Source organism: Pseudomonas sp. FP2338 (assembly GCF_030687515.1).
Lineage (GTDB): Bacteria > Pseudomonadota > Gammaproteobacteria > Pseudomonadales > Pseudomonadaceae > Aquipseudomonas > Aquipseudomonas salomonii.
The window spans coordinates 3,096,363-3,121,346 of record NZ_CP117436.1 but is presented as its reverse complement, the minus strand read 5'-3'; the positions used below and the strand labels follow the sequence as shown (position 1 = coordinate 3,121,346).

General features: G+C 62.0%; 17 protein-coding genes. 4 read left to right on the top strand and 13 right to left on the bottom strand.

The features are described from left to right. Nucleotides 1-5 precede the first annotated feature (5 nt). Nucleotides 6-506 carry a peptide-methionine (R)-S-oxide reductase MsrB gene (msrB, locus tag PSH96_RS14045; protein WP_305459793.1) on the bottom strand — a complete coding sequence of 167 codons (501 nt, stop codon included), beginning with the start codon at nucleotides 504-506 and terminating at the stop codon, nucleotides 6-8. A gap of 273 nt (nucleotides 507-779) precedes the next feature. Here msrB and PSH96_RS14040 point away from each other — a divergent pair, with 273 nt between their 5' ends. Both PSH96_RS14040 and PSH96_RS14035 read left to right on the top strand, forming a co-directional pair. After that, complete coding sequence (locus tag PSH96_RS14040) at nucleotides 780-1,490, top strand: response regulator transcription factor (RefSeq protein WP_056859975.1); 711 nt, start codon at nucleotides 780-782, stop codon at nucleotides 1,488-1,490. Beyond that, nucleotides 1,487-2,953 (top strand): HAMP domain-containing sensor histidine kinase, encoded by a 1,467-nt coding sequence (locus PSH96_RS14035; RefSeq protein ID WP_305459790.1) that lies wholly within the window; start codon nucleotides 1,487-1,489, stop codon nucleotides 2,951-2,953. Before PSH96_RS14040 ends, PSH96_RS14035 begins: the two co-directional genes overlap by 4 nt. Nucleotides 2,954-4,228: 1,275 nt before the next feature. Here the strand turns inward: PSH96_RS14035 and PSH96_RS14030 are convergent. Both PSH96_RS14030 and PSH96_RS14025 read right to left on the bottom strand, forming a co-directional pair. Further along, entirely contained in the window at nucleotides 4,229-6,487 is a 2,259-nt protein-coding gene (locus tag PSH96_RS14030; protein WP_305459788.1) for an ATP-dependent DNA helicase, read from the bottom strand. Further along, nucleotides 6,484-8,127: a VRR-NUC domain-containing protein gene (locus PSH96_RS14025; RefSeq protein WP_305459786.1), complete on the bottom strand. Its 1,644-nt coding sequence runs from the start codon at nucleotides 8,125-8,127 to the stop codon at nucleotides 6,484-6,486. The genes PSH96_RS14030 and PSH96_RS14025 overlap by 4 nt, the downstream gene beginning before the upstream one ends. 187 nt (nucleotides 8,128-8,314) lie before the next feature. On the opposite strand from PSH96_RS14025, the gene PSH96_RS14020 reads away from it, so the two are divergent. Next, complete coding sequence (locus PSH96_RS14020; protein WP_058420249.1) at nucleotides 8,315-8,539, top strand: YgdI/YgdR family lipoprotein; 225 nt, start codon at nucleotides 8,315-8,317, stop codon at nucleotides 8,537-8,539. Between the two features lie 87 nt (nucleotides 8,540-8,626). Here PSH96_RS14020 and PSH96_RS14015 read toward each other — a convergent pair whose 3' ends face one another. After that, nucleotides 8,627-8,791, bottom strand: coding sequence for a hypothetical protein (locus PSH96_RS14015; RefSeq protein WP_164487936.1), 165 nt, complete (start codon nucleotides 8,789-8,791; stop codon nucleotides 8,627-8,629). 189 nt (nucleotides 8,792-8,980) lie between these two features. On the opposite strand from PSH96_RS14015, the gene PSH96_RS14010 reads away from it, so the two are divergent. After that, entirely contained in the window at nucleotides 8,981-9,253 is a 273-nt protein-coding gene (locus PSH96_RS14010; RefSeq protein WP_305459783.1) for a hypothetical protein, read from the top strand. On the opposite strand, the gene PSH96_RS14005 is transcribed toward PSH96_RS14010, so the two are convergent. The 9 genes from PSH96_RS14005 to PSH96_RS13965 all read right to left on the bottom strand — a co-directional run bounded on the left by PSH96_RS14005 (nucleotide 9,254) and on the right by PSH96_RS13965 (nucleotide 24,975). After that, nucleotides 9,254-10,684: a lipase gene (locus PSH96_RS14005; protein WP_305459781.1), complete on the bottom strand. Its 1,431-nt coding sequence runs from the start codon at nucleotides 10,682-10,684 to the stop codon at nucleotides 9,254-9,256. Nucleotides 10,685-10,875: 191 nt separating this feature from the next. Continuing rightward, the gene (locus tag PSH96_RS14000) at nucleotides 10,876-13,983 is read right to left on the bottom strand and encodes an autotransporter domain-containing protein (protein ID WP_305459779.1); all 3,108 of its coding nucleotides are present in this window, start codon (nucleotides 13,981-13,983) and stop codon (nucleotides 10,876-10,878) included. Between the two features lie 157 nt (nucleotides 13,984-14,140). Continuing rightward, nucleotides 14,141-17,098 carry an autotransporter serine protease gene (locus PSH96_RS13995; protein ID WP_305459777.1) on the bottom strand — a complete coding sequence of 986 codons (2,958 nt, stop codon included), beginning with the start codon at nucleotides 17,096-17,098 and terminating at the stop codon, nucleotides 14,141-14,143. 30 nt (nucleotides 17,099-17,128) lie between these two features. Next, complete coding sequence (locus PSH96_RS13990; RefSeq protein ID WP_056859967.1) at nucleotides 17,129-18,463, bottom strand: TolC family outer membrane protein; 1,335 nt, start codon at nucleotides 18,461-18,463, stop codon at nucleotides 17,129-17,131. Between the two features lie 2 nt (nucleotides 18,464-18,465). After that, complete coding sequence (locus PSH96_RS13985) at nucleotides 18,466-19,779, bottom strand: HlyD family type I secretion periplasmic adaptor subunit (RefSeq protein ID WP_305459775.1); 1,314 nt, start codon at nucleotides 19,777-19,779, stop codon at nucleotides 18,466-18,468. Then, complete coding sequence (locus PSH96_RS13980) at nucleotides 19,776-21,533, bottom strand: type I secretion system permease/ATPase (RefSeq protein ID WP_305459773.1); 1,758 nt, start codon at nucleotides 21,531-21,533, stop codon at nucleotides 19,776-19,778. The genes PSH96_RS13985 and PSH96_RS13980 overlap by 4 nt, the downstream gene beginning before the upstream one ends. Nucleotides 21,534-21,636: 103 nt before the next feature. Beyond that, nucleotides 21,637-22,005: a protease inhibitor Inh/omp19 family protein gene (locus tag PSH96_RS13975; RefSeq protein WP_305459771.1), complete on the bottom strand. Its 369-nt coding sequence runs from the start codon at nucleotides 22,003-22,005 to the stop codon at nucleotides 21,637-21,639. Nucleotides 22,006-22,054: 49 nt separating this feature from the next. Next, a complete protein-coding gene (locus PSH96_RS13970; RefSeq protein WP_058420241.1) occupies nucleotides 22,055-23,503 on the bottom strand; it encodes a serralysin family metalloprotease in 1,449 nt (482 codons plus the stop codon). Nucleotides 23,504-23,871: 368 nt separating this feature from the next. Further along, nucleotides 23,872-24,975, bottom strand: coding sequence for a P1 family peptidase (locus PSH96_RS13965; RefSeq protein ID WP_305459768.1), 1,104 nt, complete (start codon nucleotides 24,973-24,975; stop codon nucleotides 23,872-23,874). Nucleotides 24,976-24,984 lie beyond the last annotated feature (9 nt).

The following is a 24,984-nucleotide window of genomic DNA, read 5'->3' as shown; positions in this document are numbered from 1 at the left end:
TCGGCTTAAGCCGCCGTGAACGTCATGGCGACGCCATTCATGCAATAGCGCAGGCCGGTAGGCGCCGGGCCGTCGTCAAATACGTGGCCTTGATGGCCACCGCAACGGCGGCAGTGGATTTCCTTGCGCACCACGCCATAGGAGGTGTCGACGTGGCTGGCGACCGCGTTGTCCAGCGGCTGCCAGAAGCTTGGCCAGCCGGTGTGGCTGTCAAACTTGGTGGTCGAGGAGAACAGCGGCAATGCGCAACCGGCACAGGCAAAGGTGCCGGCACGGTGTTCATCATTGAGCTTGCTGCTGTAGGGGCGTTCGGTGCCCTCCTCACGCAGCACGTCGAATTGCTCGGCCGTCAGCAAACTGCGCCACTGGGCTTGGGTGTGGTTGACCTCAAAGGTCTCGGCCGCTTCGACTTCGGTGACCATGTTGAGCTGTTTCAGCAGGCCACCGGCCAGGACGGCGACGCCCAGGCCACCACCGGCCAGCAGCATTTGTCGACGTGAGTACATACGATTCTCCTCAACCCATAGGCATTCATGGCGAGCGGGCTTGTTGTGGCGAGCGGGCTTGCCCCGCGTTGGAGTGCGCAGCGCTCCCGCTTTTTTGGGGCCGCTACGCAGCCCAACGCGAGCAAGCTCGCTCGCCACAACAGCGCACTTGCAATGTCGCCATCCTGAGCCTTGGACGGTCGCGAAATCCTCACGCAGAGTTAAACAATTCGTGATAACTACACTCTGGCAAAAGCCGCACAATGCGCGCACTACAAGCGAAGGTTTTCTGTTATGGATCAGCCCAAACGTGTCCTGGTGGTCGAGGACGATGCCCATATTGCCGACTTGATCTGCCTGCACCTGCGCGACGAGCAGTTCGAGGTGGTGCACAGCGCCGACGGCACCGAAGGCCTGGGCCTGCTCGAGCAAGGTGGCTGGGATGCACTGATCCTCGACCTGATGCTGCCCGGCGTCGATGGCCTGGAAATCTGCCGCCGTGCCCGCGCCATGGCGCGCTACACACCGATCATCATCACCAGCGCGCGCTCCAGTGAGTTGCACCGCATCCTCGGCCTGGAGCTGGGCGCCGACGACTACCTGGCCAAGCCGTTTTCGATGCCGGAGCTGGTGGCACGGGTCAAGGCTCTGTTGCGCCGGGTCGACGCCATGGCGCGCAACCTGAAGATGGACGCCGGCAGCCTGGAGCTGGGCGCGTTGTTCATCAACCCGCTGACCCGTGACGCTACCCTGCAAGGCCAGCGCCTGGACCTCACGCCGCGCGAATTCGACCTGCTGTACTTCTTTGCCCGTCAGCCCGGCAAAGTCTTCTCGCGCATGGACCTGCTCAACGCGGTGTGGGGCTACAGCCACGAAGGCTACGAGCACACCGTGAACACCCATATCAACCGGCTGCGCGCCAAGGTCGAGGTCGACCCGGCCAACCCGGCGCGCATCCTCACGGTGTGGGGCCGTGGCTACAAATTCGCCGAGAGCGCGCCATGAAGCTGACCCTGACCCAACGCTTGTCGGTGGTGTTCGCCGTGTTGCTGGTGATCTGCAGCGGCACCTCGGCGTGGCTGCAAGTGCGCTCCAACCACATGCATGAACTGGAAGTGGTGCAAGGTTTGTCCCGCGACCTGGCGGCGCACATTGCCCGCGATACCCAACTGATGGACGCCGACGGCCTCAAGCCGGATGCCGTGCGCAACCTGTTCAGCCAGCTGATGCTGGTCAACCCGAGTGTCGAGGTGTACCTGCTCGATATCGACGGCCGTGTGGTCGGTAACGCAGCACCCAGCGGGCATTTGCTGCGTGACCATGTGGATCTTGCGCCAGTGCGGCGCTTTCTCAGCGGCGCCATGCTGCCGATCCTTGGCGATGACCCGCGCAGCGTCGACGGGCGCAAAGTGTTCAGCGCTGCGCCGCTCAAGGCCAACGGCCAGCAAACCGGCTTTCTGTATGTGGTGCTGCTGGGCGAAGCCCATGATGTGTACGACGCCAAGGACGCCACGGGCATGGCCTTGAAGATCGCCCTGTGGTCCATCGGCCTGATCGCCCTGCTCTGCCTGATGGCTGGCCTGCTTGCCTTTGCCTGGATCACCCGGCCACTGCGTCAACTGACCGACAAGGTCGGCCAATTCGACATTAACGGCGCGCCGAAAGCCACCGAAACCAGCGCGCCTGAACTCGACAGCGGCGATGAAATCGCGGTGCTCGATCACGCCTTCGTGCAGATGCAAAACCGTCTGGGCGAACAATGGCGCGCCATTACCCACCAGGATCAGGAACGCCGCGAGATGGTCGCGAACATTTCCCACGACCTGCGCACACCACTGGCATCCTTGCATGGCTACCTGGAAACCCTGTCGCTCAAGGACGCGAGCCTGAGCTCCGAAGAACGCCGGCGCTACCTCGGCATCGCCCTGGACCAGAGCCGCAAGGTCGGCGGGCTGGCCCAGTCACTGCTGGAGCTGGTGCGCCTGGAACATGGTTTTGTGCAGCCGGTGATTGAGGGCTTTTCGCTGCCGGATCTGGTGCAGGACATCTTCCAGAAGTTCGAACTCACCGCCGAAGCCCGCGCCATCACCCTCACCGCCACGCTACCGCCCAAAGTGCCGACGGTGTTGGCCGACCTGGGTTTGATCGAGCGGGTGCTCACCAACCTGCTGGACAATGCGCTGCGCCATACGCCGGTGAATGGCGAAGTCGAGGTGATCCTGGCCCCTGAGGGCGGTGCCGTGGCGGTCACCGTCAGCGACAGCGGCCCGGGCATTGATGCGCAGCTGCGTGAAGGCTTGTTCCTGCGCGCCTTCACCATCGGCGGCGCGCGCCGCGATGGCGGCCTGGGCCTGCGCATCGTGCACCGCATCCTGCAATTGCATGGGCGCAGCATCCAGTTGGTGGAACGCCCTGGGCACGGCGCAACCTTCAGGTTCTCCTTGGAAACCCGCGCATCAGTGCGTTGACTGACTTCTGAACTGGGGTGGCGGCCTGTCCTTTGGAGTGCCTCCGTCCTTAGGGCGCTGGCTTGTGTGGGAGCTAGCTTGTGTGGGAGCTGGCTTGCCTGCGATGCAGACACCTCGGTTTTCAGTGTCACCCGGTTGATGCCATCGCAGCATGGGTATTAACGTTGAAGCGGTCTTGGGGCTGGGCGGTCGGGGGGCATATCCGTTGCTGCCGTAACGGCTGATATTGGTTCCGCTCTTACAGCGGGTCACTTTTGCAAGGACGCAAAAGTAACCAAAAAGTCCTCGCCCCAACACTCGGTGCCTCGCTGTGGCTCGGCATGCCCGCAATCCGACAGTGATTTGGGGGGCCGCCGCCACGCGCCATCCATGGCGCGGGGCGGCTAAACCGGCATCCCTGCCGGTTTACCCCCCAAATCCCTGTCGAATTCCGGCCATCGTGTTTGACGGGGCGATTTCAGATCAAGATCAAAAGCGCAGATCAAAAGACCGCTGACTTCGTCATCGGGAAGGATGTAAGGGCCAGAGCAACAGCAACAGCAACAGCAACAGCAAAGCCATACTCGGTCAAAGGTGGGAGCTGGCTTGCCTGCGATGGCATCAACTCGGTGTACCTGACACACCGAGGTGTCTGCATCACAGGCAAGCCAGCTCCCACAGAAAAGCAGCTATTCAGTGCATGCAAATCTGCAGTCGACTTCATATTCAAAACTGCATGCGGTCAACTGTGGGAGCGGGCTTGCTCGCGAATGCGGTGGGTCAGTCAATTCATCTATAACTGACATACCGCATTCGCGAGCAAGCCCGCTCCCACATTTAGACCGCGTTGCATCAGGTAGATAAGCTTTTGCTTTGCACTTGATCTGGCTTTTGCTTCAACCACTCAGGTCGGCTTTCAGGCCGCCGTGCTGTAGATCTTGATCTTGCTTTTGATCTGAGGCGCCCCGTTAACCACGATGGCCGAACGCAGGCTTGAATCCGTGGGTAACCCGGCAGGACGCCGGGTTAGCCGCGCTGGGCCAAGGATGGCCCATCGCGGCGGCCCACGGATTCAAGCCGGAGTGAGGGCACACCGAGCCAGAGCGAGGTGCCGAGTGGTGGGGCACAGACCTTTTGGTTACTTTTGGGGCGTTTGCCAAAAGTGACCCGCTGTAAGAGCGGAACCATAATCAGCCGTTACCGCAGAAATGGATATGTACACCGAAAAACCGCTATAGCAGGCAAGCCAGCTCCCACATTTTCCACCGAGTTTGGCCTGAACTGATGTTCCAGCGGCTACATCCCATCCACCGCCCACCAGCGCGGCAACAACTGCCGCACACGGGCTTCGCCAAAGCGGTCATCGATCAACATCACCACACCTCGGTCCTGCTGGCTGCGGATCACCCTGCCTGCCGCCTGCACGACCTTTTGAATGCCGGGGTACAAATAAGTGTAGTCGTAACCCGCGCCGAAAATCGCGCCCATGCGCGCTTTCATCTGCTCGTTGACCGGGTTGAGCTGCGGCAAGCCCAGTGTGGCGATAAACGCGCCGATCAAGCGCGTGCCGGGCAAATCGATGCCTTCGCCAAACGCGCCGCCCAGCACGGCAAAGCCGATGCCCCGGCTGTGTTGGGTGAACTGGTCCAGAAACCCTTGGCGCTCGGCTTCGGCCATGCCGCGTGACTGCAACCACAGCGCAATCTGCGGGTGCCGCTCGGCCATCAACTGCGCCACCTGTTGCAGGTAATCAAAACTTGAGAAAAACGCCAGGTAGTTGCCCGGCTGCTTGGCAAACTGCTCGGCAATCAACTCGACAATCGGCGCCAGGGAGGCTTGGCGATGCACAAAACGTGTGGAGATGGCATCGATGATGCGCACCTGCAGTTGCTCGGCCTGGAACGGCGACTCCACATCGATCCACGCGGTATCCCCAGGCAAGCCGAGCAAGTCAGCGTAATAGTGGCGTGGGCTTAAGGTCGCAGAGAACAGCACACTGCTGCGGGCGGCGGTCAACCTGGGGCGGATGAATTCGGCGGGCACCACGTTGCGCAGGCACAGGGTCGAGGCGCTGTGCTTACCGAACTGGCGCTTGCTGATATCAAAGATGAAGTGTTCATTGAACAGCTCCGCCACCTTGGCAAACTGCAGCGCCTCGAAATAGAAGGCTTGCAGGTCGCCGCTGAGGGCTTCGGGGTGGTCGTTGAAGTAATCGCCCATGGCGCTGCTGCACAGGCTCAGGGCCTGGAGCAATTTGTCGGGTTTGCCGGCGTAAGCCTGGTACGGCGCGAGCTGGTCCTTGTGCACGGCGTTCCATTCACGGCTCAGGCGCTGCAATGGTTTTTTCAGCAGCTGCGGGGCGCTGTCGCGCAGAGTCTTGAGGCTGTACTGGTCGAGACTGGCGCTGTACATCGAACGGGCGCGCTCCACCAGGTTGTGGGCCTCGTCCACCAGCACAGCGGCGCGCCATTGGTTCAACTGGGCCAGGCCGAACAGCATGGCGCCGAAGTCGAAGTAGTAGTTGTAGTCGGCCACCACCAGGTCGGCCCAGCGCGCCATTTCCTGGCTCAGGTAATACGGGCACACCTCATGGGCCAATGCCACCTCGCGCAGGTTGCGCTGGTCCAGCAGGCGCACCTTGGACGCTGCCACGCGTGCCGCCGGCAAACGATCATAAAAGCCCTTGGCCAACGGGCAGGAATCCCCGTGGCAGGCTTTGTCCAGGTGCTCGCAGGCCTTGTCGCGCGCCACCAGTTCAAGCACGCGCAACGGCAAGTCGGGGCTGCTGGTGTAGAGCACGTGCGCGGCGTCGAGGGCCAGCTTGCGGCCGGGGGTCTTGGCGGTGAGGAAAAACACCTTGTCCAGCTGCTGCGGCGCCAACGCCTTGAGCATCGGAAAGATCGTGCCGACGGTCTTGCCAATCCCGGTAGGCGCCTGGGCCATCAGACAACGGCCGGTGCTGACGGCCTTGTAGACCGACTCGGCCAATGCACGCTGGCCGGTGCGAAATTCGGCATGGGGAAACGCCAGCGCCTGGGCGGCGTGGTTGCGCGCCTCGCGGTGCTGCATTTCCTGGTGGGCCCAGCCGAGGAACAGCGCGCATTGCTGGTTGAAGAACTGCTCAAGGTCGGCCGCTTGAAAGCGCTGGTTCAGCAAGGTTTCGCCTTCGCCGACAATATCGAAGTACACCAGCGCCAGGTCGATCGCTTGCAGGCCGAGTTTGTGGCACATCAGCCAGCCGTACACCTTGACCTGCGCCCAATGCAATTGGCGATGGTTGGCGGGCTGGGCATCGAGGTCGCCGCGATAGGTTTTGACTTCTTCCAGGCGATTGCTGTCCGGGTCGTAGCCGTCTGCCCTGCCCCGCACCTTGAGCTGCTGATACTCGCCTTCCAGCGCCACTTCATTCTGGTAATGGGCGCTACGGCGCGAGGCTACCGTGCGATGGCCGATGATGCCTTCCTGGGCGCTGGGCGACGGCGTAAAGCGCAGGTCCAGGTCGCCGACCTTGGCCGTGAACTCGCACAGCGCGCGTACCGCAACGTTGTAGCTCAAGCGGTTTGCGCCCAGCGCACATAACAGACGGTGACGGGCATCTGGTACTCGCCGCAGAACTCCAGCCAGCGCAGTTGGTTGTCCTGCAGGCGGTCACCAGGGCCTTTGACTTCGATCATGCGGTAGCTCTTTTGCGCCGGCCAGAACTGGATCAGGTCCGGCATGCCGGCGCGATTGGCGCGGATATCCAGCAGCAGGCGTTCAAACCAGTAGCGCAGGTGGTCGGCGGGCAGGCAGGTCAGGGCCTGTTCCAGCAGCTCTTCGCTGAGCAGGTTCCAGAACACGAATGGCGACTGGATGCCCCATTTGTCTACGTAGCGCTGGCGGATGGTGGTTTTGTAACGCTCATCCGTGAGCTGTTCGAAGCAGGCGGCGAACAACGCTGCGCGACGTTGGTGAAAGTCCTCGCTGTGCAGGTCCACCGGCCCGCGCTGGAACGGGTGGAAAAACGAACCCGGCAGCGGCGCGAAAATCGCCTCCCAGCACAACAGCCCGAACAGCGAATTGATCAACCCGTTTTCGACGTAATGCACCGGCGCATCGGGCTCACTCAAATGCGCCTGCACGCAGGATTCCACCGACATCAGCGGCGCCTGCACCAGTGCCAGGTCCAGGCGCGTGACCTCACGCGGCTTGACCTTGGGAAGCGCCGGCTCGCCGAGCTTGCGCCGCAGGCGTGGCAGCACGCGCAGCAGGTGTTGCTGTTCGGCAGCGCTTTGCGGTGCTTGCTGCGCCGCGCATGCCAGGGCCATGGCTTGCGCGTACTCCTCCTGGCGTTCGAGCACGCGAATCAAGCGCGAGCGCGCGCCGGGATAGGCGCAATCACGGTAGATCTGCGCCGCCAATTCCAGCTCGGCACTGCGCTCACAATATTGGCCGATCTGGAACAGCAATTTAGCCCGGCGTTTTTCCAGCCAGGGGTTGTCGGTGGCCAGCAGCACGATCTGCGCCAGTACCTCGTCCAGCGCCTGACCGGCTTCGAAGGCTTGCTGGCATTGGTGCAGGAACAGAAAACCATGCACGTCGTCACGGCTACGCAAGCCACGGGATTCGGCGCAGAACTCGACTTTTTCGTAGGTGTAGATGCCCAGGTCAGCCAGCACGAACTCCGACCAGTCCTGGTGCAGGTTGCCGAAGAACATCAGCCGCAGGCGGTCGCACAGGTCCATCACGGTGAGGCTGTAGAGCGTGTCGCTCAGCTCGGGGCACCACTGGGCAAAGCTGCGTGACTCGGTGAACTGCGCCGCCAGCCCTTCCAGCCAGTCGGCCTTCTTGCCTTTGGGTTGGTCAATCCATGGCGCGAAGGCGGCGAGGATTTCGCTTTTTTGCAGCAGCGCGAACAGCTCATCAACACTCAACGGGCCCTGCTGATCGACCCAGCCCTGCTGCACCAGCGCAAGCGCCGCCGTGTGGGTGCAGCCAATTTCCAGATAATTGAGTTTGCTCCCGCGAAAATGCACACCTTTGCGCATCACCATGCGCACCAATAACGCCTGGGACGGCTGCGGCAACCTGTCAAATTGCTGAATAAACTGCATTTCGTCCGGGTCCAGCAAATCGGCATAGCGCTGCCCCAGCCACACTAGCACTTGGCGGAAGTTATGCAGGTAATACAAGGGGTCGTCGAGGGGGTTGGCCATGTCGCGCACTGATCAAATACTGGTTATGCATACAGAGTGCCGCCAGTGGCGGGCTGTTGCAATCAGTAATAGATAAATGGCCCACGCAACTTTTTGTATAAAAGTGATCAGATAGGACAGTTGATGGCGTAACATTTGTGGCCCGAAGCCTTAGGCGCGGGACTTTTCAGGGTTAAAGGTAAGGGTAATGAACATGAAGAATTTGGGTCTGCCGCTGGTTGCACTCACTTTTCTGCTGATGGCCGGTTGCTCCACGCAAACCGTAGTGACATTGCAAAATGGCACGCAGTATTTGACCAAGGACACCCCCAAGACCAAGACAGCCGATGGGTTCTATGAATTCACCGACATCGCCGGCAAGCACATCCGCATCAAGGCTGACGACGTTGCCACGGTACGCAACGAAAAGTGAAAGCAAACGCCTGAACGTAAAAAGCCCCGCAATGCGGGGCTTTTTCTTACCTGCTTGATTTTGATCGTTCCCACAGCGTGGGAACGATCAGTACCGGTAGTACGGGTGGTAATACGGGTGATAGTAGGGATGGTAATAGTACGAGTGGTAGTACGGCCGGTAGCAGCATGGGCCGGGATAGGCCGGGTACACCGCACACCCACCCAGGCCCAACAGTACCAGGGCACACAGCAGCAATCGAAGTCGGGACATGCTCGGTTCCTCACATGACGCGCGAAACAGCTCGCGACGAGTGATTAAACGTGTGAGGCCCGTCCAACCCGTCGCAGCGCTGCGCCGTTGATCGATGAAGATTTATTTACCGAAGGATTTTCGCCAACCCGGCGTTTAACCGATAAGCCGCCTTCATCTTCGAAGGCGGTAGAACGGAGAAAGACGGCCATGGCACTCATGCCCCGGACGGTACGCGCGCTGTTACTCATCCCCCTGAGCCTGGCGGCCCTGGCCAGTGCACCGACGTTTGCCGACACCCTCATCATCCGTCAGCCGCCGCGGGTCATCGTGGTCGCGCCCCCGCCGCCGCCGGTTTATTACGGGCGTTGGGGTTACGCCCCACGGCCTTACTACTATCCACATCATGTTTACAGCTATGGCTACGGCTACCCCCACCGGCCGTATTGGGGCGGTGGCTGGCGGGGGCAACACTGGCATTGATCAGCCGATGCTGACGCCGTCCGCCCACAGGCCGCCATGCCCGACGCCGACCAGGGTCACCGAGTCGGCGCCAAAGGTCAGCACCGTGTCGGCACCGACCACTTTGGCATGGTCGCGCAGGTCGGTGCTGCCTTCCACATTCTGGAACACCAGCTTGTCCGTGGTTTGGTAGCCGATCACCCGATCATTGCCAAAATTGCCGCTGAACAGGAAGGTGTTATGCCCACTGTTGTCGCGGATCGTGTCATTGCCTTTGCCGCCTTCGATAAAGTCTGCGCCCTTGCCGCCCTGAATCAGGTCATTGCCGTGGCTGCCGATGATGAAGGTATTGCCCTTGTGCGGTTCGGCATTGCGGTTGAGGTCCTGCACCCAGGTGGTGGCCCGCGCCGGGTCGGACAGGTTGGCGACGATTACCGTGGAGTCACGGGTCATCTGGTCGTAGAAGCCGGACTCGAGGATGCGCGTCATGCCGTCGCCATAACCGGTGGGCAAATGCGAGACCCAGGTCGGCAGGTTGACGATGGAAAACGGCAGGATATTCCACAACGTCGAGGCGTAGTGGTCGTTGAAGCTGACGATATTGTCAGTGGTCGACTCGTGGGGTTTGTCGTGCACGCCCAAGGACGACACGTTGAAGGATGAGCCGTCAAGCGCGCGGAACACCGGGTCGTTTTCGTAGCCGATGTTCAGCACTTTATCGCCCGCGCTCTGGGTCGGTGAGGCATAGGCCACGTAGTTGGCGTCCTTGTAGAACCCCGACCATTTGTTGTCGCTTAAATCCGCCATGCTGTTGACCGCGAGCCCGCCCAGGCTATGGCCGCTGACCACCACGTCCTTGCCGCTCAGGCCATGGGCACCGGCATAGTCGGCGACATTTTTGAGCAAGCCGCCAAAGGCTTCGCCCGCATAGTTCTTGGCATAATCCTTGGGGCCAAAGGCCGCCAGCAGGTCGCTGATCACGTCGCCGATGGAGTCGGTGATCAAGCTTTCCCGTGGCCCCGAGGTGCCACGAAAGCCGATGCCGATTTCGAGCAGTTTGCCGGCGTCATCGTACTTGCCCAGCACCTCGACCTGGGCCGTGGTGTAGCCGGCCTTTTCGCCAAAGAAAGTGCCGCGCGCATCGACCTTGCCGCCATAGCCCAGGGCACTGGCGCTGATGGGCGTCCAGCCGGCTTTTTGCACGGCTTCCAGCGCGGCTTTTTCCGAGTCGGGGTTCCAGGGAATGCCGGGAATCACACCTTGTGAATCCGTGCTGCCCAGCAACGCCCCCACCAGCGTGGCCGGCAAGCCAAGCCCCAGGCCATTGTGCTGGTAACCCACGGCAAAGCCGTTATCCAGGTTGTGGTAGGAATACAGCGTGATCGCCATGGCATCGGCGAACAGCGTTTTGGAGCCCTCGGTGCCGAGGTTTTTATAGTCAAAGATACCCATGGTAGTGCCTCTCTGTTGTTGGATTTGTAGAGAAAGCGAAAAACACGTTTTAGCGTTGGACGCTGGCTTTATGTGGGAGCTGGCTTGCCTGCGATAAACTCACCTCAGTGTCACTGACACACCGAGTTGCCTGCATCGCGGGCAAGCCCGGCTCCCACATAAACCCAACCCCATACAAGGGGTGAAGCCTTTTAGAACGCCCAGTCGAGGCTCAACCCCACCCCGTGGACCTTGTCCTTGCTGGCCAGCAGGCCGTTGTAATCAAAGTTCACCCGCGCATCCTTGCTCAACGCCAGGCTGACCCGCGCACCGACCAACGCCGCGTCACGCACCATCGGCGCACTTTCCACCGCGAACGCCGGGCCGCCCGAGGCAAACGCCAGGTGCCGCTCGGAATCGGTGCTGCTCAGGTTGTGCTGCCAGCCCAGGGTGCCGGACACTTCCAGCTGCTGGTGATCGTTCACGTTAAAGGTCTTCAAGGCGCGCACGCCCAGGGTGCTCAGCACCACATCGCGGGTGTCGTCGTGGCCTTTGAGCGCGGCGGCGTCACCCTTTTCGGTGAACCCATCAGTGTTCAGATGCACATAGGCCAGGTTGGCGAACGGCTCCAGGGCCAGCGGTTGCAGGTTGACGCGGTAAGCTGCCTCACCGAACACCTGGGTGCTGCTCGCGTCGACTTTGACCTTTTGCTTGCCGGCCACATCGCCGTATTGCAGGTCACGCTTTACATCGCCGCGATGCCAGCTGTAGGTCGCCCCGCCGCTCAGGCGCAAGGCACCGATCTCATGCCCGGCATAGGCACCGAAGTGGTAGCTGTCGACCGAGGCACGGGAGTGGGTGTCGTTGCCCATGTTCAACGAGGTGTCGCTGTAGCCGGCGACCAAACCGATACGCGTCGACTCATCCAGCGCGCCATCCACACCGGCGAGCATGCCGCCCAGCGACGTGGTGTAGCCCGCGGTGTCGCTGCGGCTGTCGGTCTTGCCCCATGCGCCCAAGGCCTTGACCCACACGTTGCCACGGCTGTCGAGGGTGTCGCTGCCGGCGCCCATCTCGCCATGGCGCAGGCGTTCGCCCACGGCTTCGCGCACGTAACGGCTGTCGTTGATCAACGCACTTTGCAGCGCCGGGTAGATTTCGCCGGAGAGCTGCTGGAACGCGCCTTGGGCCGAGGCCGCATTCGGCGCCAGCAACAGGCTTTCATACACCGCATTGCCTGCGCCCAACTGGTCCGCCGCCGCCGCGACCGCACGCTGGTTCGGCGTGACCGCCACACTGGCGAAGCTGTTGGTGCGCGCCACGTCCAGTTGCACGCCGTTGGCGGCATAGTTGAGGGTGCCGCCGATAAACAGGTAGTTCGGCAGCACTGCGCCGAAGCTGCCGGTCACCCCGCCAGCGGCTTGCAGGATGTTGTACTGGCGGCCGATCAGGCTTTGTGCCTGGGAATTAGTCAGCAGTGTCGGGCTGTTTTCCAGGGCCAGGGTCACGGTGCCGCCATTGAGCGTGGCGGTGCCGCCGGCAACAATGCGGTCGCTGCTGGTGGGCGACAGCTCCACCGCGTAGGTCGAACCCGCGTCAAAGGTCACGTTGCCCGCCACATTCAAGGTGCCGATGGAATTACCCGGCGCCACGGTGCCGCCGCTTTTGGCCGTCAGCGAGCCGATACGGCCCGAGCCTCCGAGCACACCGGTCTGGCTGACCGTGACGTCGGAAGTGACCGAACCATTAATCGCCAGCAAGCCCTGGTTGACCAGGGTCGGCCCGCTGTAAGTGTTGGTGCCGCTCAGCACCAGCGTGCCGATGCCTTGCTTGGTCAGGCCGCCATGGCCGGAGATGGCATTGCTCCACACATCCAGGCCGCAATGCACGTCAGTGCACAGACGCTGGGTCGGTTTGCCGGCGTCCACCACGGCGCCGATGCCTGGCAAGTCGGCGACAAACTGGCTGCTGCCATAGGCGCCGTCGATACGGAACTCGGCAGGAATATCCTCGGCGGTGACGAACATCCCTGGCCCGTTGACTGCTTTGCCCAGGTTGATCATGCCCCAGCCATACAACGCGTCGATGCCCGGTGCGCCGAGGTCGGTGGCGGTGGTTTTGAGCACGGTGGCGACCTGCTCGCCGCTCATGTAGGGGAAGCGCTCCATCAGCACCGCCGCTGCGCCGGCCACATGGGGCGCCGCCATGGAGGTGCCGTTTTTGTTGGCCCAGTCGCTGGTCAGGTTGCTCAGGTCGGTGCCGTTGATGATCGAACTGAAGATCTTGGTGCCGGGCGCCGACACACAAAAGCTTGCCGCATAACCACAGCGCGACGAGAAGGTGCTGATCACATACGGGTTGGCACTCGCGGTGTCCGGATTCTGCTGCAAGGCCGCTACCGACAGCCAGTTCGGTGCAATTTCCGGCACAAAGTACGCCAGGCCCGACATCGCATCCGGGTTGTTGCGGTTGTAGTCGTTACCGGCAGCAAAGATGGTCAGCACGCCGCTGCGGGCGGCATCGATTGCGCCTTGGTAGGCGCCGCCAGCGATGGTGCCGAGGATCGGCCGGATGTTGTTGAACTGCGCCTGGGCTTCATTGACCGTGAAGTTGGGGAACGCCGGATCGCGGCCGCCCTTGGCGTATTGATCGCCAATGCCGATGCCCCAACTGTTGTTGATGATGCGTGCGCCGCTGGCCACCAGCCCATCCCAGCCGGCCTTGTACACCGCGCCGTCGTTGCCGAGGATGATCCCGTCTTCCGGGCCTGGGTCGCCGTTTTCGGCGCTGAGGATTTGCGCATTGAACGCCACGCCGTGCATCGGCCCGCCGTCACGGTTACCGGCGGCAATCCCGCCGACGTGGGTGCCGTGGTTACCCAGCTTGCCGTTGGAGTCCTTGGACGGCGTGCCGTCATAGCGGAACGCATCGCCGGCCTTTACCGGAATATACGGGTCGGTGTATTGGCGGATGCCTTCGGTGACAATCGTCACCACCTTGTTGGGGCTGGCGAACTCCGGGTGCTGCGCATACACCGGCTGGTCAAAGATGCCCAGTTTGACGCCTTTGCCGGTGTAGCCGGCGGCATACGCGGTGTCTGAATGGATGGCGCCCAGGCCCCAGTCGGCCTTGAACTCGTTGCTGCGCCAACTGGCGGCGTCGCCCAGTTTGCCGGTTTCCACATAGGGTGCGGCCTGGGCGGTCCCCAGACTTGCCAGGCAGCACAGCAACGCGCCATATGGCACGCAGCTCAAAGCCTTGAGCGGGTAGCTCGGGCCTGTGTGAGTGGCGATCATTAACCCTGGTTTGCGTTTGTTCACGGTGACCTTCCTTAGTTTTCTTATTGCCGGTATGTGAATCACTTTTCTTCAGCGCCGCAGTGCCCAAGTGGGAGCTGGCTTGCCTGCGATAGCGTCAGCTCAGCCAACCTTTTCATCGACTAACCCGCCGCCATCGCAGGCAAGCCAGCTCCCACAGTTAGAACTTCCAGTTCAGGCTCAGGCCCACGCCTTGGGTTTTCGCACGCCCGCCCAGCTGGCCGTTGTAATCCAGGTTGACCCGCGTGGCCTTGCTCAGCGCCAGGCTGGCCTGCACACCGACCAGCGCGGCATCACGCAGCAACGGCGAACTGCGCACGGCAAAGGACGGCCCGCCGGCGACAAACGCCAAGTGTTCTTCGGATTCAACCGCCGTCAGGCTGTGCTGCCAGCCCAGCGAGCCGGACAACTCCAGCTGCTGATGGTCGTTCAGAGCCAGGGTTTTCAAGGCCCGCACGCCGAGGGTGCTGAGCACCGCATCGCGCCGATCACTGCCACGTTCCAGCGCCGCCGCAGCGCCTTTTTCATGAAAGGAATCACTGTCCAGGTGCACATAGGCCAGGTTGGCGAACGGCTCCAGCGCCAGCGGTTGCAGGTGAATGCGGTAGGCAGCTTCAGTGAACAACTGCGCCGTACGCGCATCCAGCTTGGTCTTTTGCTTGCCGCTGACTGCGCCGTATTGCAAGTCACGCTTTACGTCGCCGCGGTGCCAGCTGTAGGCGCCGCCCACGCTGAGGCGCCAGTCACCCAGTTCACGCCCGGCATACGCGCCGAAGTGGTAACTGTCGATGGACGCCGATGAATGCGTGCCGCTGCCCATATTCAACGAGCTGTCGCTGTAGCCGGCGACCACACCCACGCGGGTTTGCTCGTCCAAAGCGCCGTCCACACCGGCGAGCAAACCGCCAATCGAGGTGGTCGAGCCTGCCGTTTCGCTGCGGCTGTCGGTCTTGCCCCAGGCGCCAAGGGCCTTGAGCCACAGGTTGCTTTCGCCGTTCACCGGCACATGGCGCAGGCGTTCGCCCACGGCATCGCGCAGTTGCAGGCTGTCGTTGATCAACATCGCGCCAATCGCCGGGTAGATCTCACCCGACAGTTGCTGCAAACCCTGGCGGGCCGTGACCACCGAGTCCGACTGCAACAGGCTTTCATACACCGGGTTGCCGGCGCCCAACTGCTCGGCCGCCGCCGCGACACTGCGCTGGTTGCGCGTGGCGGCAACGCTGGCGAACGCAGCATTGTTGCGCCCCACCTCCAACTGCACGCCGTTGGCGGCGTAATCGAGGCTGCCGCCGAGGAACAAGTAATTCGGCAACACCTGGCCAAACTGGCCCTGAATGCCGCCCGCCGCCTGCAGGATGGTGTACTGGCGGCCGATCAGGCTTTGCACTTGGCTCTGGCTGAGCAGTGTGGGGCTGTTTTCCAGTGCCAGGGTCACGGTGCCGCCGCCCAGCACGGCTTTGCCGCCTGCGACGATGCGGTCGCTGCTGGTGGGCGTCAGTTCCACCGCATAGGTGGAGCCTGCGCCCAGGTTCACATCACCGGCCACCTGCAAGGTGCCCACGGAATTGCCCGGTGCCACGGTGCCGCCGTTGTTGACGTTCAAGGCGCCGATGCGCCCGGAACCGCCGAGGGTGCCGCTGTTGTTGACCGTCACCGCCGAGGTCAGCGAACCATTGACCGCCAGCAGGCCGCCATTGACGCTGGTTGCACCGCGATACGTGCTGTCGCCGCTGAGCACCAGGCTGCCGGCGCCGGATTTGATCAGGCTGCCCTCGTATACGCGGTTGGCGGCTGCCTGATCACGGGCAGTGCCAACGGCGTAATCGGTCTGGTCCTGTTGGCTGGCATTCGCCCCCACGCCGTTCTGCCAGCCCTTGTCGATCAGGGTTTGCTGCCAGGCGCTGTGCTCGGCGCGGTCTTCAGCCTGGCGCTGGACCAAGGCCTGATCCGAGATGCCGTTACTCCACACATCCCCCTGCCCGGCCGCCAAGTTGACGTTCATTGCACCGAGCAATTGCCCCGGCCCGTGCATGGCCCGGCCGAGGTCCGGCACGCCCCAGCCGACGATGGTATTCGGTGCTTGAGTAACAGAGCCATCGAGCTGCGTGGCGGTGGTCAACAGCACCTGCAACGCCTGCTCATTGGTCATGTACGGGTAGCGCTCCATCACCAGCGCCAGCGCGCCGGTGGCATGGGGTGCCGACATCGAGGTGCCGGACTTGACCCCATAACCGCCGTCGGGAATGGTGCTGTTGATCAGTGCGCCGGGCGTGGAGATGCACCAGTACTTGGCAATCCCGCATTTGTTGTATTTCTGGTTATTGGCCTTATCCAGGCCGGACACCGCCAGCCAGTGGCCTTCCAGTTCCGGCTGGAAATACGGCAAGGCCGAGCGCACGCTGGCATTCGCATACCCGCTGTTGCCGGCGCTGAACACGTTGATCACGCCAGCCTTGGCCACATCCGCTGCGGCATCCAGCCAGGTGCCTCGGTTGTAATGCTGGGCATAGGCCGCATGCAGGTCGCCGAGGGTCTGGTAGCTGACATCCTTGGGCTGGCTGCCCCAGCTGTTGTTGATGGCACGCACGCCGGAATCCACCAGCGCGGTGTACACCGCCTTGAAATACTTGGGGTCCGGGGTCGGGCCAAACAGGAAGCTGTCGTTGGCGTTGGTGTTGCCCACGTAGATTTGCGCGTTGTACGCCACGCCGTGCATGCCCACGCCATCACGGGCCGCGCCCATGGTGCCGGTGACATGGGTGCCGTGGGAATCGTTGTTGGGGTTGAGTGCGCCGGTGGTGCTGAACGCGCTGCCATCCACATACGTGCCGCTGGCGCTGACCGCGTGGTAGCGGTCTTTGGAGGCTTCGGGGTGGTTGGGGTCGAAACCCGAGTCCAGCGCGCCGACCTTGACCCCGTTGCCGGTGATGCCGGCTGCGTAGGCTTCGTCGGCCTTCATGCGCCCCAGGCCCCAGTCACTCTGGAATTCGGCGGAGCGCCAACTGGCGGGGTTACCTGCTTGGCCGGTTTCGGTGTAGGCCGCCTGCGCCGCAACGGACAACAGGAGTAACGAGCCTGCGGTAAACGGTTTGAAACGTGGTGAATGGGTGATCATCTAACCCCTCCTTATTCTTCTTATGGATGCTCATTTCACCGGGCCGAAAGCCTCATCGACTTTCGCCAGGTCGGTGTCGCGCAAGTTGCCCGCGTAGTAGTGCAATTTGGTCCAGGCCATCAGGTAGTCGTAACGCGCCTGGGCCAGGTCGCGACGGGTGCTGTACAGCTGTTGCTCGGCGTTCAGCGCATCCAGGTTGACCCGCTCGCCGCCGAGGATGCTTTGCTTGGTCGACACCACCAGCGCCTCGGCCGAGGTCAGCGCCTTTTGGTACGCGCGCAGTTTGCTCACGCCCGATAGGCACGCACTGAACTGGCGGCGCAGTTCGATCAGGGTTTCACGGGTCTTGCCTTCCAGCTCGTACTCGGCCTGTTCCATGCCACGGCTGGCCTGACGGGTGGAGGCGGAGATGCCGCCACCGGCATACAACGGCAGGCTGACTTCAACGCCGATGGTGTTGGTGTCGTAGCGCTGGTTGTAAGTGTTGCCGCTGTCGGACTCCTGTTTGCGCGAGCTGGCATACGCGGTGATCTTGGGCAAATGCCCGGCGCGGTTGCGCTCAACTTCATAGCGCGCGACTTCCACGGCCTGGCGTTGCGACGCCAGCGTGGGGTTATTGCTCAGCGCCAGTTCATGCCAGGTGTCGTAGTTGGCCGGGGTCAGGGTGAAGGCGGCAAAACTCTGGTTCAGCGGCGCCAGGTCGTGGATGTCGACGCTTTGCACGCCGATCAACGCCCCCAGCTCGCGCAACGACGCGTCCTGCTCATCCAGCGCCTGGATCTCTTCGGCGGTGGCCAGCTCATAGCGCGACTCGGCTTCGAGAATATCGGTGCGCGTGCCTTCGCCCTGTTGGAACAGGTGCTGGTTCTGCTGGAACTGCTGCTCGTAGGCCTTTTTCTTGGCGCGCGCGATGTCGATCTGGTCCTGGGCAAACAGCGCCTGGGTGTAATAGCTCAGCACCCGCACCAGCAACGCCTGGCTCTTGTCGCGAAAGCTTTCATCGGCAAACAGCGCCTGGGCCACGCCCTTGCGGTAGTTGGCGTAGGCTTCGTAGTCGAACAACGGCTGTTGCAGGCTGAAGGTCGAGCCATAGCTGTTGTAGTTGCGGTCGTCGCGGTAACTGCCGCCGCGCCCGTCCGGCAGGTGCGCTTCGGAGTTGTTGCGGCCCTTGTTGTAGTTGTACGACAGGCGCGGCAACAGCCCGGCACGGCCGATGGTGCGGTTTTCCAGGCCGGCGTCGCGCTCCTTGATGGCGCCGAGGAACACCGGATCGTTACGCAATGCCTGCTCGTACACATCAAATGGGCCCATGGCGGCGTGGGCACTGGTGCAGCTCAACAATAAGGTGATGAACACAACGCGCATGCTCATTCCTCAGTCAACGCAGAACCGGCGCGATCGAGCAGCGGCTTGAACAGGTAATTGAGCAGCGAGCGTTCGCCGGTGCGCACAAACATCTCGGCGGGCATGCCCGGCTTGATCACCAGGCCGTGGAGTTTTTCCAATGCCGCCTCGCTGACCGTGGTGCGCAGCACGTAGTAAGGCTGGCCGGTCTTTTCATCGAGCATCTGGTCGGCCGAGATCAGGCTGACTTCGCCCGGCACGCGCGGGGTACGGCTTTGGTTGAACGCCGTGAAGAGGATATCGACCGGCAGGTGGGTGCCTACTTTATCGACCAGATTCACCGGCAAGCGCCCTTCCACCTCCAGGCGCGTGCCTTGTGGCACGATCTCCAGCAGGGTTTCACCGGCGCGCACCACGGCGCCCTCGGTGTGCACGCTGAGGTTGACTGCAATGCCATCGGCCGGCGCATTGATTTCGCTGTGCTGCAAATCAAAACCCGCCGAGGTCAGCTGCTGCTCCAGGGTCAGGCTGCGCAGTTGTGCGTCGGCCAATTGGCTGCGCACTTCTTTCTGATATTCCTCGCTGTGCTGCTGCAACTTGAGGCGCGACTCGAGAATGCCCTGCTCCACTCGGCCACTTTCGCCGCTGTTCTGGGCCAGGTCCTGTTGCACCTGGGACAGTTGGCGCTGGTAATCCAGCAAGCGGTTGCGCGGGATGTAACCGTTGTCGGCCAGGGGTTGCAGGTTGGCCAATTGATCACGCAGCGATTGCGCCTGGGCGGACAGGTCGGTGCGCGCGCGGCGCATGCCGCTCAGCTGTGAAGTGGCACCGTCGATGTTGGCGCGAATACCGGCCTGTTCACGGGCAAAGGCTTCGCGGCGGCTGCTGAACAGCTGGCGTTGGCCTTCCAGCACCAGCGCCAGGGCCGGGTCGGGGTTGGCGCTCAGCTCAGCGGGAAAGGTAATCGCGGCCTGGTTGTCACGCTCGCTCTGCCAGCGCGCGACGCTGGCCCAGGCCATGCGGTACTGGGCTTGCAGCGACTGCACGTCGGCCTGGTTCTGGGTCTGGTCGAGGCGAAACAGCGGTTGGCCCTGTTTGACCTGTTCGCCCTCCTTCACCAGGATGCGGCTGACCACGCCGGGGCTGAAGGTTTGCACGGCTTTGCGCTTGCCCGAGACCACCACCGTGCCTTGCACCGGGATGCCCTGGTCCAAGGGCGCGAGGCTGGCCCAAAGGAAAAACCCACCGGCGCCGACAACCGTCAGCAACCAGCCCATTTTCACGAAAAAACCGGCGTCACGCTCTTTAAAACGGGGCTCAACTGTAAGGCTGCTCATGCGCCTGGATTCCTTCCGGTCTGGTACTGACGGCTAAGGCTCACACCGGCCCTTTCCCGTGGCGCTTCCTGCTGTTGCTGGCCCGACAACGCGCGCAGCACTTCCTGGCTGGGGCCGAAGGCCTGCAATTGGCCTTCACTGAGCACCAGCAACTTGTCGGCCTGGGCCAACGCCGAGGAACGGTGGGTGACCAGCACCACGCTGCTGCCCTGGGCTTTCATCTGCACGATGGCGCTGGCCAAGGCGGCCTCGCCCACGGTGTCGAGGTTGGAGTTGGGCTCATCCAGCACGATCAAACGCGGCGCGCCATACAGCGCACGGGCCAGGGCCACCCGCTGCTTCTGGCCGCCGGAGAGGCCGCCACCGTTGTCGCCCAGCACGGTGTCGTAGCCTTGGGGCAGACGCAGGATCAACTCATGCACACCGGCCTGTTGCGCGGCTTTCACTACCCGCTCCGGGTCGGCGTCACAAAAACGCGCAATGTTGTCGGCGATGCTGCCGCTGAACAGCTCGATGTCCTGGGGCAGGTAGCCGATATGCGGGCCGAGGTCGTCGCGGTTCCAGCGATGGATATCCGCACCGTCCAGGCGCACGGTGCCGGCCAGGGTGGGCCACACGCCAACCAACACGCGGGCCAGGGTCGATTTGCCCGAACCCGAGGCACCGAGCACGCCCAGCACTTCACCGGCGCCGAGGCTGAAACTGACCTGCTGCAACGTCGCCACACGCCGCCCCGGCGGACCAGCGCTGACCTGCTCAAAACTCACCTGGCCCTTGGGCGCCGGCAAGGTCATGGGCTCGGCTTCGGGTGGAAACTCACGCAGCAGGTCATCAAGGCGCTGGTAAGCCAGTTTGGCCGAACTCCACTGCTTCCAGACCGCAATCAATTGGTCGATGGGGCTGAGCACACGGCCCATCAGGATGGACCCGGCGATCATCATCCCGGCCGTCATCTCGCCCTTGATCACCAGGAAAGCCCCCAGGCCCAGCACCAAGGATTGCAGGCACAGGCGCAGGGATTTGCTCAGCGAGGTGATCACCGAACCGGTGTCGCTGGCCTTGTTCTGAAACCCGAGGAACTGCGAATGCACCGCGAACCAGCGCTTGCGCAACGCGCCGAGCATGCCCATGGCCTGGATGGTCTCGGCGTTGTGCAGGTGGCTGGTGGCCAGCTGGGTCGACTGCTGGGAAAAAGCACCCGCCTCGCCCAGTGGTTTTTTGGTCAAGTATTCATTCAGGCACGCCAGCGCGATCAACAGCACAGCGCCTGCCGTGGCCAACACGCCCAGCCACACGTTGAAGAGGAAAATCACAAACAGATAGATGGGAAACCACGGCGCATCAAAGAACGCGAACAGCGCCGGCCCGGTGATGAATTGACGGATCACGGTCAAATCGCCCAGCGACTGCCCGGCATGCCCCTGGCCGCGTTGCAGGTTGCGTTCAAATGCGGCTTTGTACACGCGCAAGTTGAAGCGCCGCTCCAACTGGCTGCCGATGCGGATCACGACAAAACTGCGCAGCACTTCCAGGGTGCCGATAAAGACAAAGAAGCCCACGACCATCAGCGTCAACATCACCAGGGTGGTTTCATTCTGGGAGGACAACACACGGTCATACACTTGCAGCATGTAAATCGACGGCACCAGCATCAACAGGTTAATCAAGGCGGTAAAGCAACCGATGCTGATCAAAATGCTCTTGTATTCACCCAACGCCCTGAATAAAGGCGCAACCACATGGGACTTCGCCATAGTATCTGTTCTTCCCCAAAGCCAATGACGCGCAATAGTTGCCCCAGCCCTGAAGTGGCACGGCCAACTATTAATCTCTAGTTATAAGCTTATAACGTTTTAATTAAGGTGTTCGTTGCAGCACAACTTCCGCTATTGAAGCTGTATGCCCTTTGTATTCACCGTCTTTTTCGCGGTTCAAATGAATAATCCCGCTGCCCTCGGTGTTAAACAGCCAGATACCGTCCGGGGTCGGCGACCAGCTCATCGGTTTATCACCCAGCCAACGTTCGGCGCAGGCGACATCACCAGCCAGGGCATTGGGCTGATCCAACAGATCGAGTGCGCACACCTGATCCTGCTGCTTCAACTCCCAATGGCCGGCCAGCTGCGCGGTGGTGGGTAAAACAAGACTGCTCGCCATGACGTGGGCTCCTGCCGAAACGAACAACACCTGTGAAGCACAGGCGATCAAATGAGAAAAACGCGGCATCTGCTGCTCCATCCTGAGCGCGCGGCGCCGGGGCGCCGCGCGCTTTACATCAAGCTACGATATCGCTGGCGACTGCCTGCCCGACGGTGGTGACGAGGAAATCCGCCACGCCGTGCCCGGAGAAGTCCACCGCCAAGGTGCCCAGGTTGGTACCCGAGGCATAGCTCAGTACAGCATCGCCGGCATGCCCGGTGAATGCATTGACGAAGCTCAAGCCTGCACCTTTGGTGATCCCGGACAGGTCGATCTTGTCCGAACCGGAGGTGAAGTCAAAGATCTTGTCCGCCGCACCCGGCTTGGAGTCGGAACTGGCACCGTACACGAAGGTGTCATTGCCGGCGCCGCCCCACAGTTGGTCCGCACCGCCACCGCCGTAGATGATGTCGTTGCCGGCACCGCCCTTGATCACGTTGACGGCGTTGTTGCCGATGATCAAGTCATTGCCCGAACCGCCGAACGCGTTCTCGATGGTGACGCCCTTGGCGATGGACACGTTACCCACCAGGCCGCCAACGTCGGAGAACGAGGCCTCATTGAGGTTGATCTTCTGGTTTTGGGTAAAACCGGAGAAGTCCAGGGTGTCGTTGCCGCCGCCGTCCCATACCGAGAACACCAGCTTGTCGGCATTGGAGGTGGCGCTGAGGAAGTCACGCCCGGTGTTGGAGTTGAAACCGTAGGTGGTGTCGCCGGCGCGGGTCGCGTAGTTGGCGCCGTAGAGCTTCTGGATCGCGGCAATGTCGTCGATCAGCGGGCCGGACGAATAGGCTTCGACCCCGCCTTTACTGAAGTTCTGGTTGGTGTTGCTCTCACTCCAGTAACTCATGACGCTGTAGCCACGCGTGTCCTGTCCATAGTCCGCGTCTTTGTAGGAAGGGTTGCCGGTCCCGGCGTTGTAGTCGCCAGGGTGATCCAGGCCCAGGGTGTGGCCGATTTCGTGGGTCAGGGTCTGCCGGCCATAGTTGTTCAGGTCCGGCGTCTTGTTCGGCGTGTAGCTGTTGTTGGTCAGGTACCAGGAGGTCCCGTCCAGCCCGCTCTCGTTGTACTTGGCATTGGTGCCAGGCAGGTAAGCAAAGGCCGCTGCGCCGTCCTGGCCGCTGCTGTAGTTGCCGAAGGTCATGTGGAAGTCACCGCCCGAGGCTTTCTCGGTGAAGGTGACCTTGGCCACATCCGCCCAGGATTGCATGGCCAGTACGGCCTGTGCTTTCTGCTGGGTGTTGAACTGGCTGAACCCGGAGATGCCATGTTTGTTCATGGTGGCCGAGGAAGCCGAGGTCAGGAAGGTGTAGGTGAGATCGATCTTGCCGTTGCCATCAATGTCCCGATACGCAGCGTTCTCGCGCAGCAGGTGGTCGGCGGCCTGGTCCACGGTGAACGAGGGCTTGCCGTTGACCGTGAGGTTACCGCCACGGTCATACAGATGGCTGAAGCTATCGATTTGCGAGTAAGCAGTGCTGGCTTGCGCGGCAGATACAATAGCTTTGTCTTTTACTTTTGACATAAACGTACTTCCTTGTTTGCAAGTGCATCAGTCTTTGTTCGATAGGAACCTCGCGGGCGAGGATCGTCCTATCACTCGCCTCTTTTGAAGGCGTATCGAAACTGACACAACTTGAAATCTTTCGTCTACACATATTTCAGCAACAAAAATGTGACGTAGATTCAACTTATGGAAGTCGCACACAGCGTTTATTGGGGGTAATTGCGCTGGCGTCGCAAATCGCCGCCGAGTGTTATTTAAATATTAAATAGCGGTAAAGCCGCTCTTGATGAGCGGCCCTCTGGAATAATGGATCCAATATATTGACACGGTGTCATAGTTCAATATTAAAGAGCCACTACCGGCACTATTAAAGTGCATGTCCCCCCTTACCGGGGCAGGCTCCAACCGCACTTGTTTAACGCGCCGATTAATACTTCGTCGGCAAGTCCTGGCACCGTGACGCCGTCTTCTGTGGTCATGTCCTCGCCCGCCAGGATCGCGTTGATGATCGCCTCCTCCACCGCCTCTGCGGCGGCACTGAACAACGGCGAAATATGGTCGTTGTTGACCATGCGCAACACGCTGCTGAGTGCCAGGCCCTTGCGCCCGTAATCTGCCGGTGGCAGCCCGTGATTGCCGGTGGCGAAGGCCAGGAACAGGTCGCCACTGGAATCCTCGGTGCCGCCGCCGGTGCGCGCGATACCGATGGACGCGCGTTGTGCCAGGCGCTGGCATTGATGGGGCAGCAACGGCGCATCGGTGGCGATGATGACCACGATCGAACCCATGCCCGGCGTGCCGCGCGCGGCGAAGGGCGATGGTATGTCCATCAACTGGCGCCCCACCGGGTAGCCATCCACTCGCAACTCCTGGCGCTTGCCATGGTTGGCCTGCACCAGCACACCGACGGTCCAGCCGCCCTGCTCCTCAGGCACACGTCGGGATGCGGTGCCGATACCGCCCTTGAACTCATGGCAGATCATGCCGGTGCCGCCGCCGACTGCGCCCTCTTGCACCGGGCCGCCCTCGGCCGTGTCCAGCGCCTGGCGCACATGTTCTGGCTTGACGTACTGGCCCCAGATATCGTTGAGCAGGCCGTCGTAGGTTTCCATCACCACCGGCATGCACCAGTACACCGCCGGGTCCGCCAGGCGCTCGCGCTCCAGGGCGATCAGGCTGTCGCGCACAATTCCGATGCTGTGGGTATTGGTGATGGCGATCGGTGTGGTCAGCAGCCCCGCTTCGCTGATCCACTCAAGGCCGGTGGCGTCGCCGTTGCCGTTGAGCACGTGGTAGCCGGCGAAACACGGTTGCTGTCGCGCCTCCCCGGCGCGCGGCTGGATCACACTGACGCCGGTGCGCACCTGCTTGCCGTCGACACTCGCCTTAAGCGTGGCGTGGCCCACGCGGACGCCGGGAACATCGGTGATGGCATTCAATTCGCCGGGCGTGCCCAGCCCCAACGTAATGCCCAATTGACGTGCACGCATACCCACTCC

Bases quoted from the DNA above. Each gene is read 5' to 3' on its own strand.
- PSH96_RS13990 (WP_056859967.1), bottom strand. From the start codon at position 18,463: ATGCGCGTTGTGTTCATCACCTTATTGTTGAGCTGCACCAGTGCCCAC.
- PSH96_RS14015 (WP_164487936.1), bottom strand. From the start codon at position 8,791: ATGTCCCGACTTCGATTGCTGCTGTGTGCCCTGGTACTGTTGGGCCTG.
- PSH96_RS14010 (WP_305459783.1), top strand. From the start codon at position 8,981: ATGGCACTCATGCCCCGGACGGTACGCGCGCTGTTACTCATCCCCCTG.
- PSH96_RS14040 (WP_056859975.1), top strand. From the start codon at position 780: ATGGATCAGCCCAAACGTGTCCTGGTGGTCGAGGACGATGCCCATATT.
- PSH96_RS14005 (WP_305459781.1), bottom strand. From the start codon at position 10,684: ATGGGTATCTTTGACTATAAAAACCTCGGCACCGAGGGCTCCAAAACG.
- PSH96_RS14035 (WP_305459790.1), top strand. From the start codon at position 1,487: ATGAAGCTGACCCTGACCCAACGCTTGTCGGTGGTGTTCGCCGTGTTG.
- PSH96_RS13970 (WP_058420241.1), bottom strand. From the start codon at position 23,503: ATGTCAAAAGTAAAAGACAAAGCTATTGTATCTGCCGCGCAAGCCAGC.
- PSH96_RS14025 (WP_305459786.1), bottom strand. From the start codon at position 8,127: ATGGCCAACCCCCTCGACGACCCCTTGTATTACCTGCATAACTTCCGC.
- PSH96_RS13995 (WP_305459777.1), bottom strand. From the start codon at position 17,098: ATGATCACCCATTCACCACGTTTCAAACCGTTTACCGCAGGCTCGTTA.
- PSH96_RS13965 (WP_305459768.1), bottom strand. From the start codon at position 24,975: ATGCGTGCACGTCAATTGGGCATTACGTTGGGGCTGGGCACGCCCGGC.
- msrB (WP_305459793.1), bottom strand. From the start codon at position 506: ATGTACTCACGTCGACAAATGCTGCTGGCCGGTGGTGGCCTGGGCGTC.
- PSH96_RS13980 (WP_305459773.1), bottom strand. From the start codon at position 21,533: ATGGCGAAGTCCCATGTGGTTGCGCCTTTATTCAGGGCGTTGGGTGAA.
- PSH96_RS13985 (WP_305459775.1), bottom strand. From the start codon at position 19,779: ATGAGCAGCCTTACAGTTGAGCCCCGTTTTAAAGAGCGTGACGCCGGT.
- PSH96_RS14020 (WP_058420249.1), top strand. From the start codon at position 8,315: ATGAACATGAAGAATTTGGGTCTGCCGCTGGTTGCACTCACTTTTCTG.
- PSH96_RS13975 (WP_305459771.1), bottom strand. From the start codon at position 22,005: ATGCCGCGTTTTTCTCATTTGATCGCCTGTGCTTCACAGGTGTTGTTC.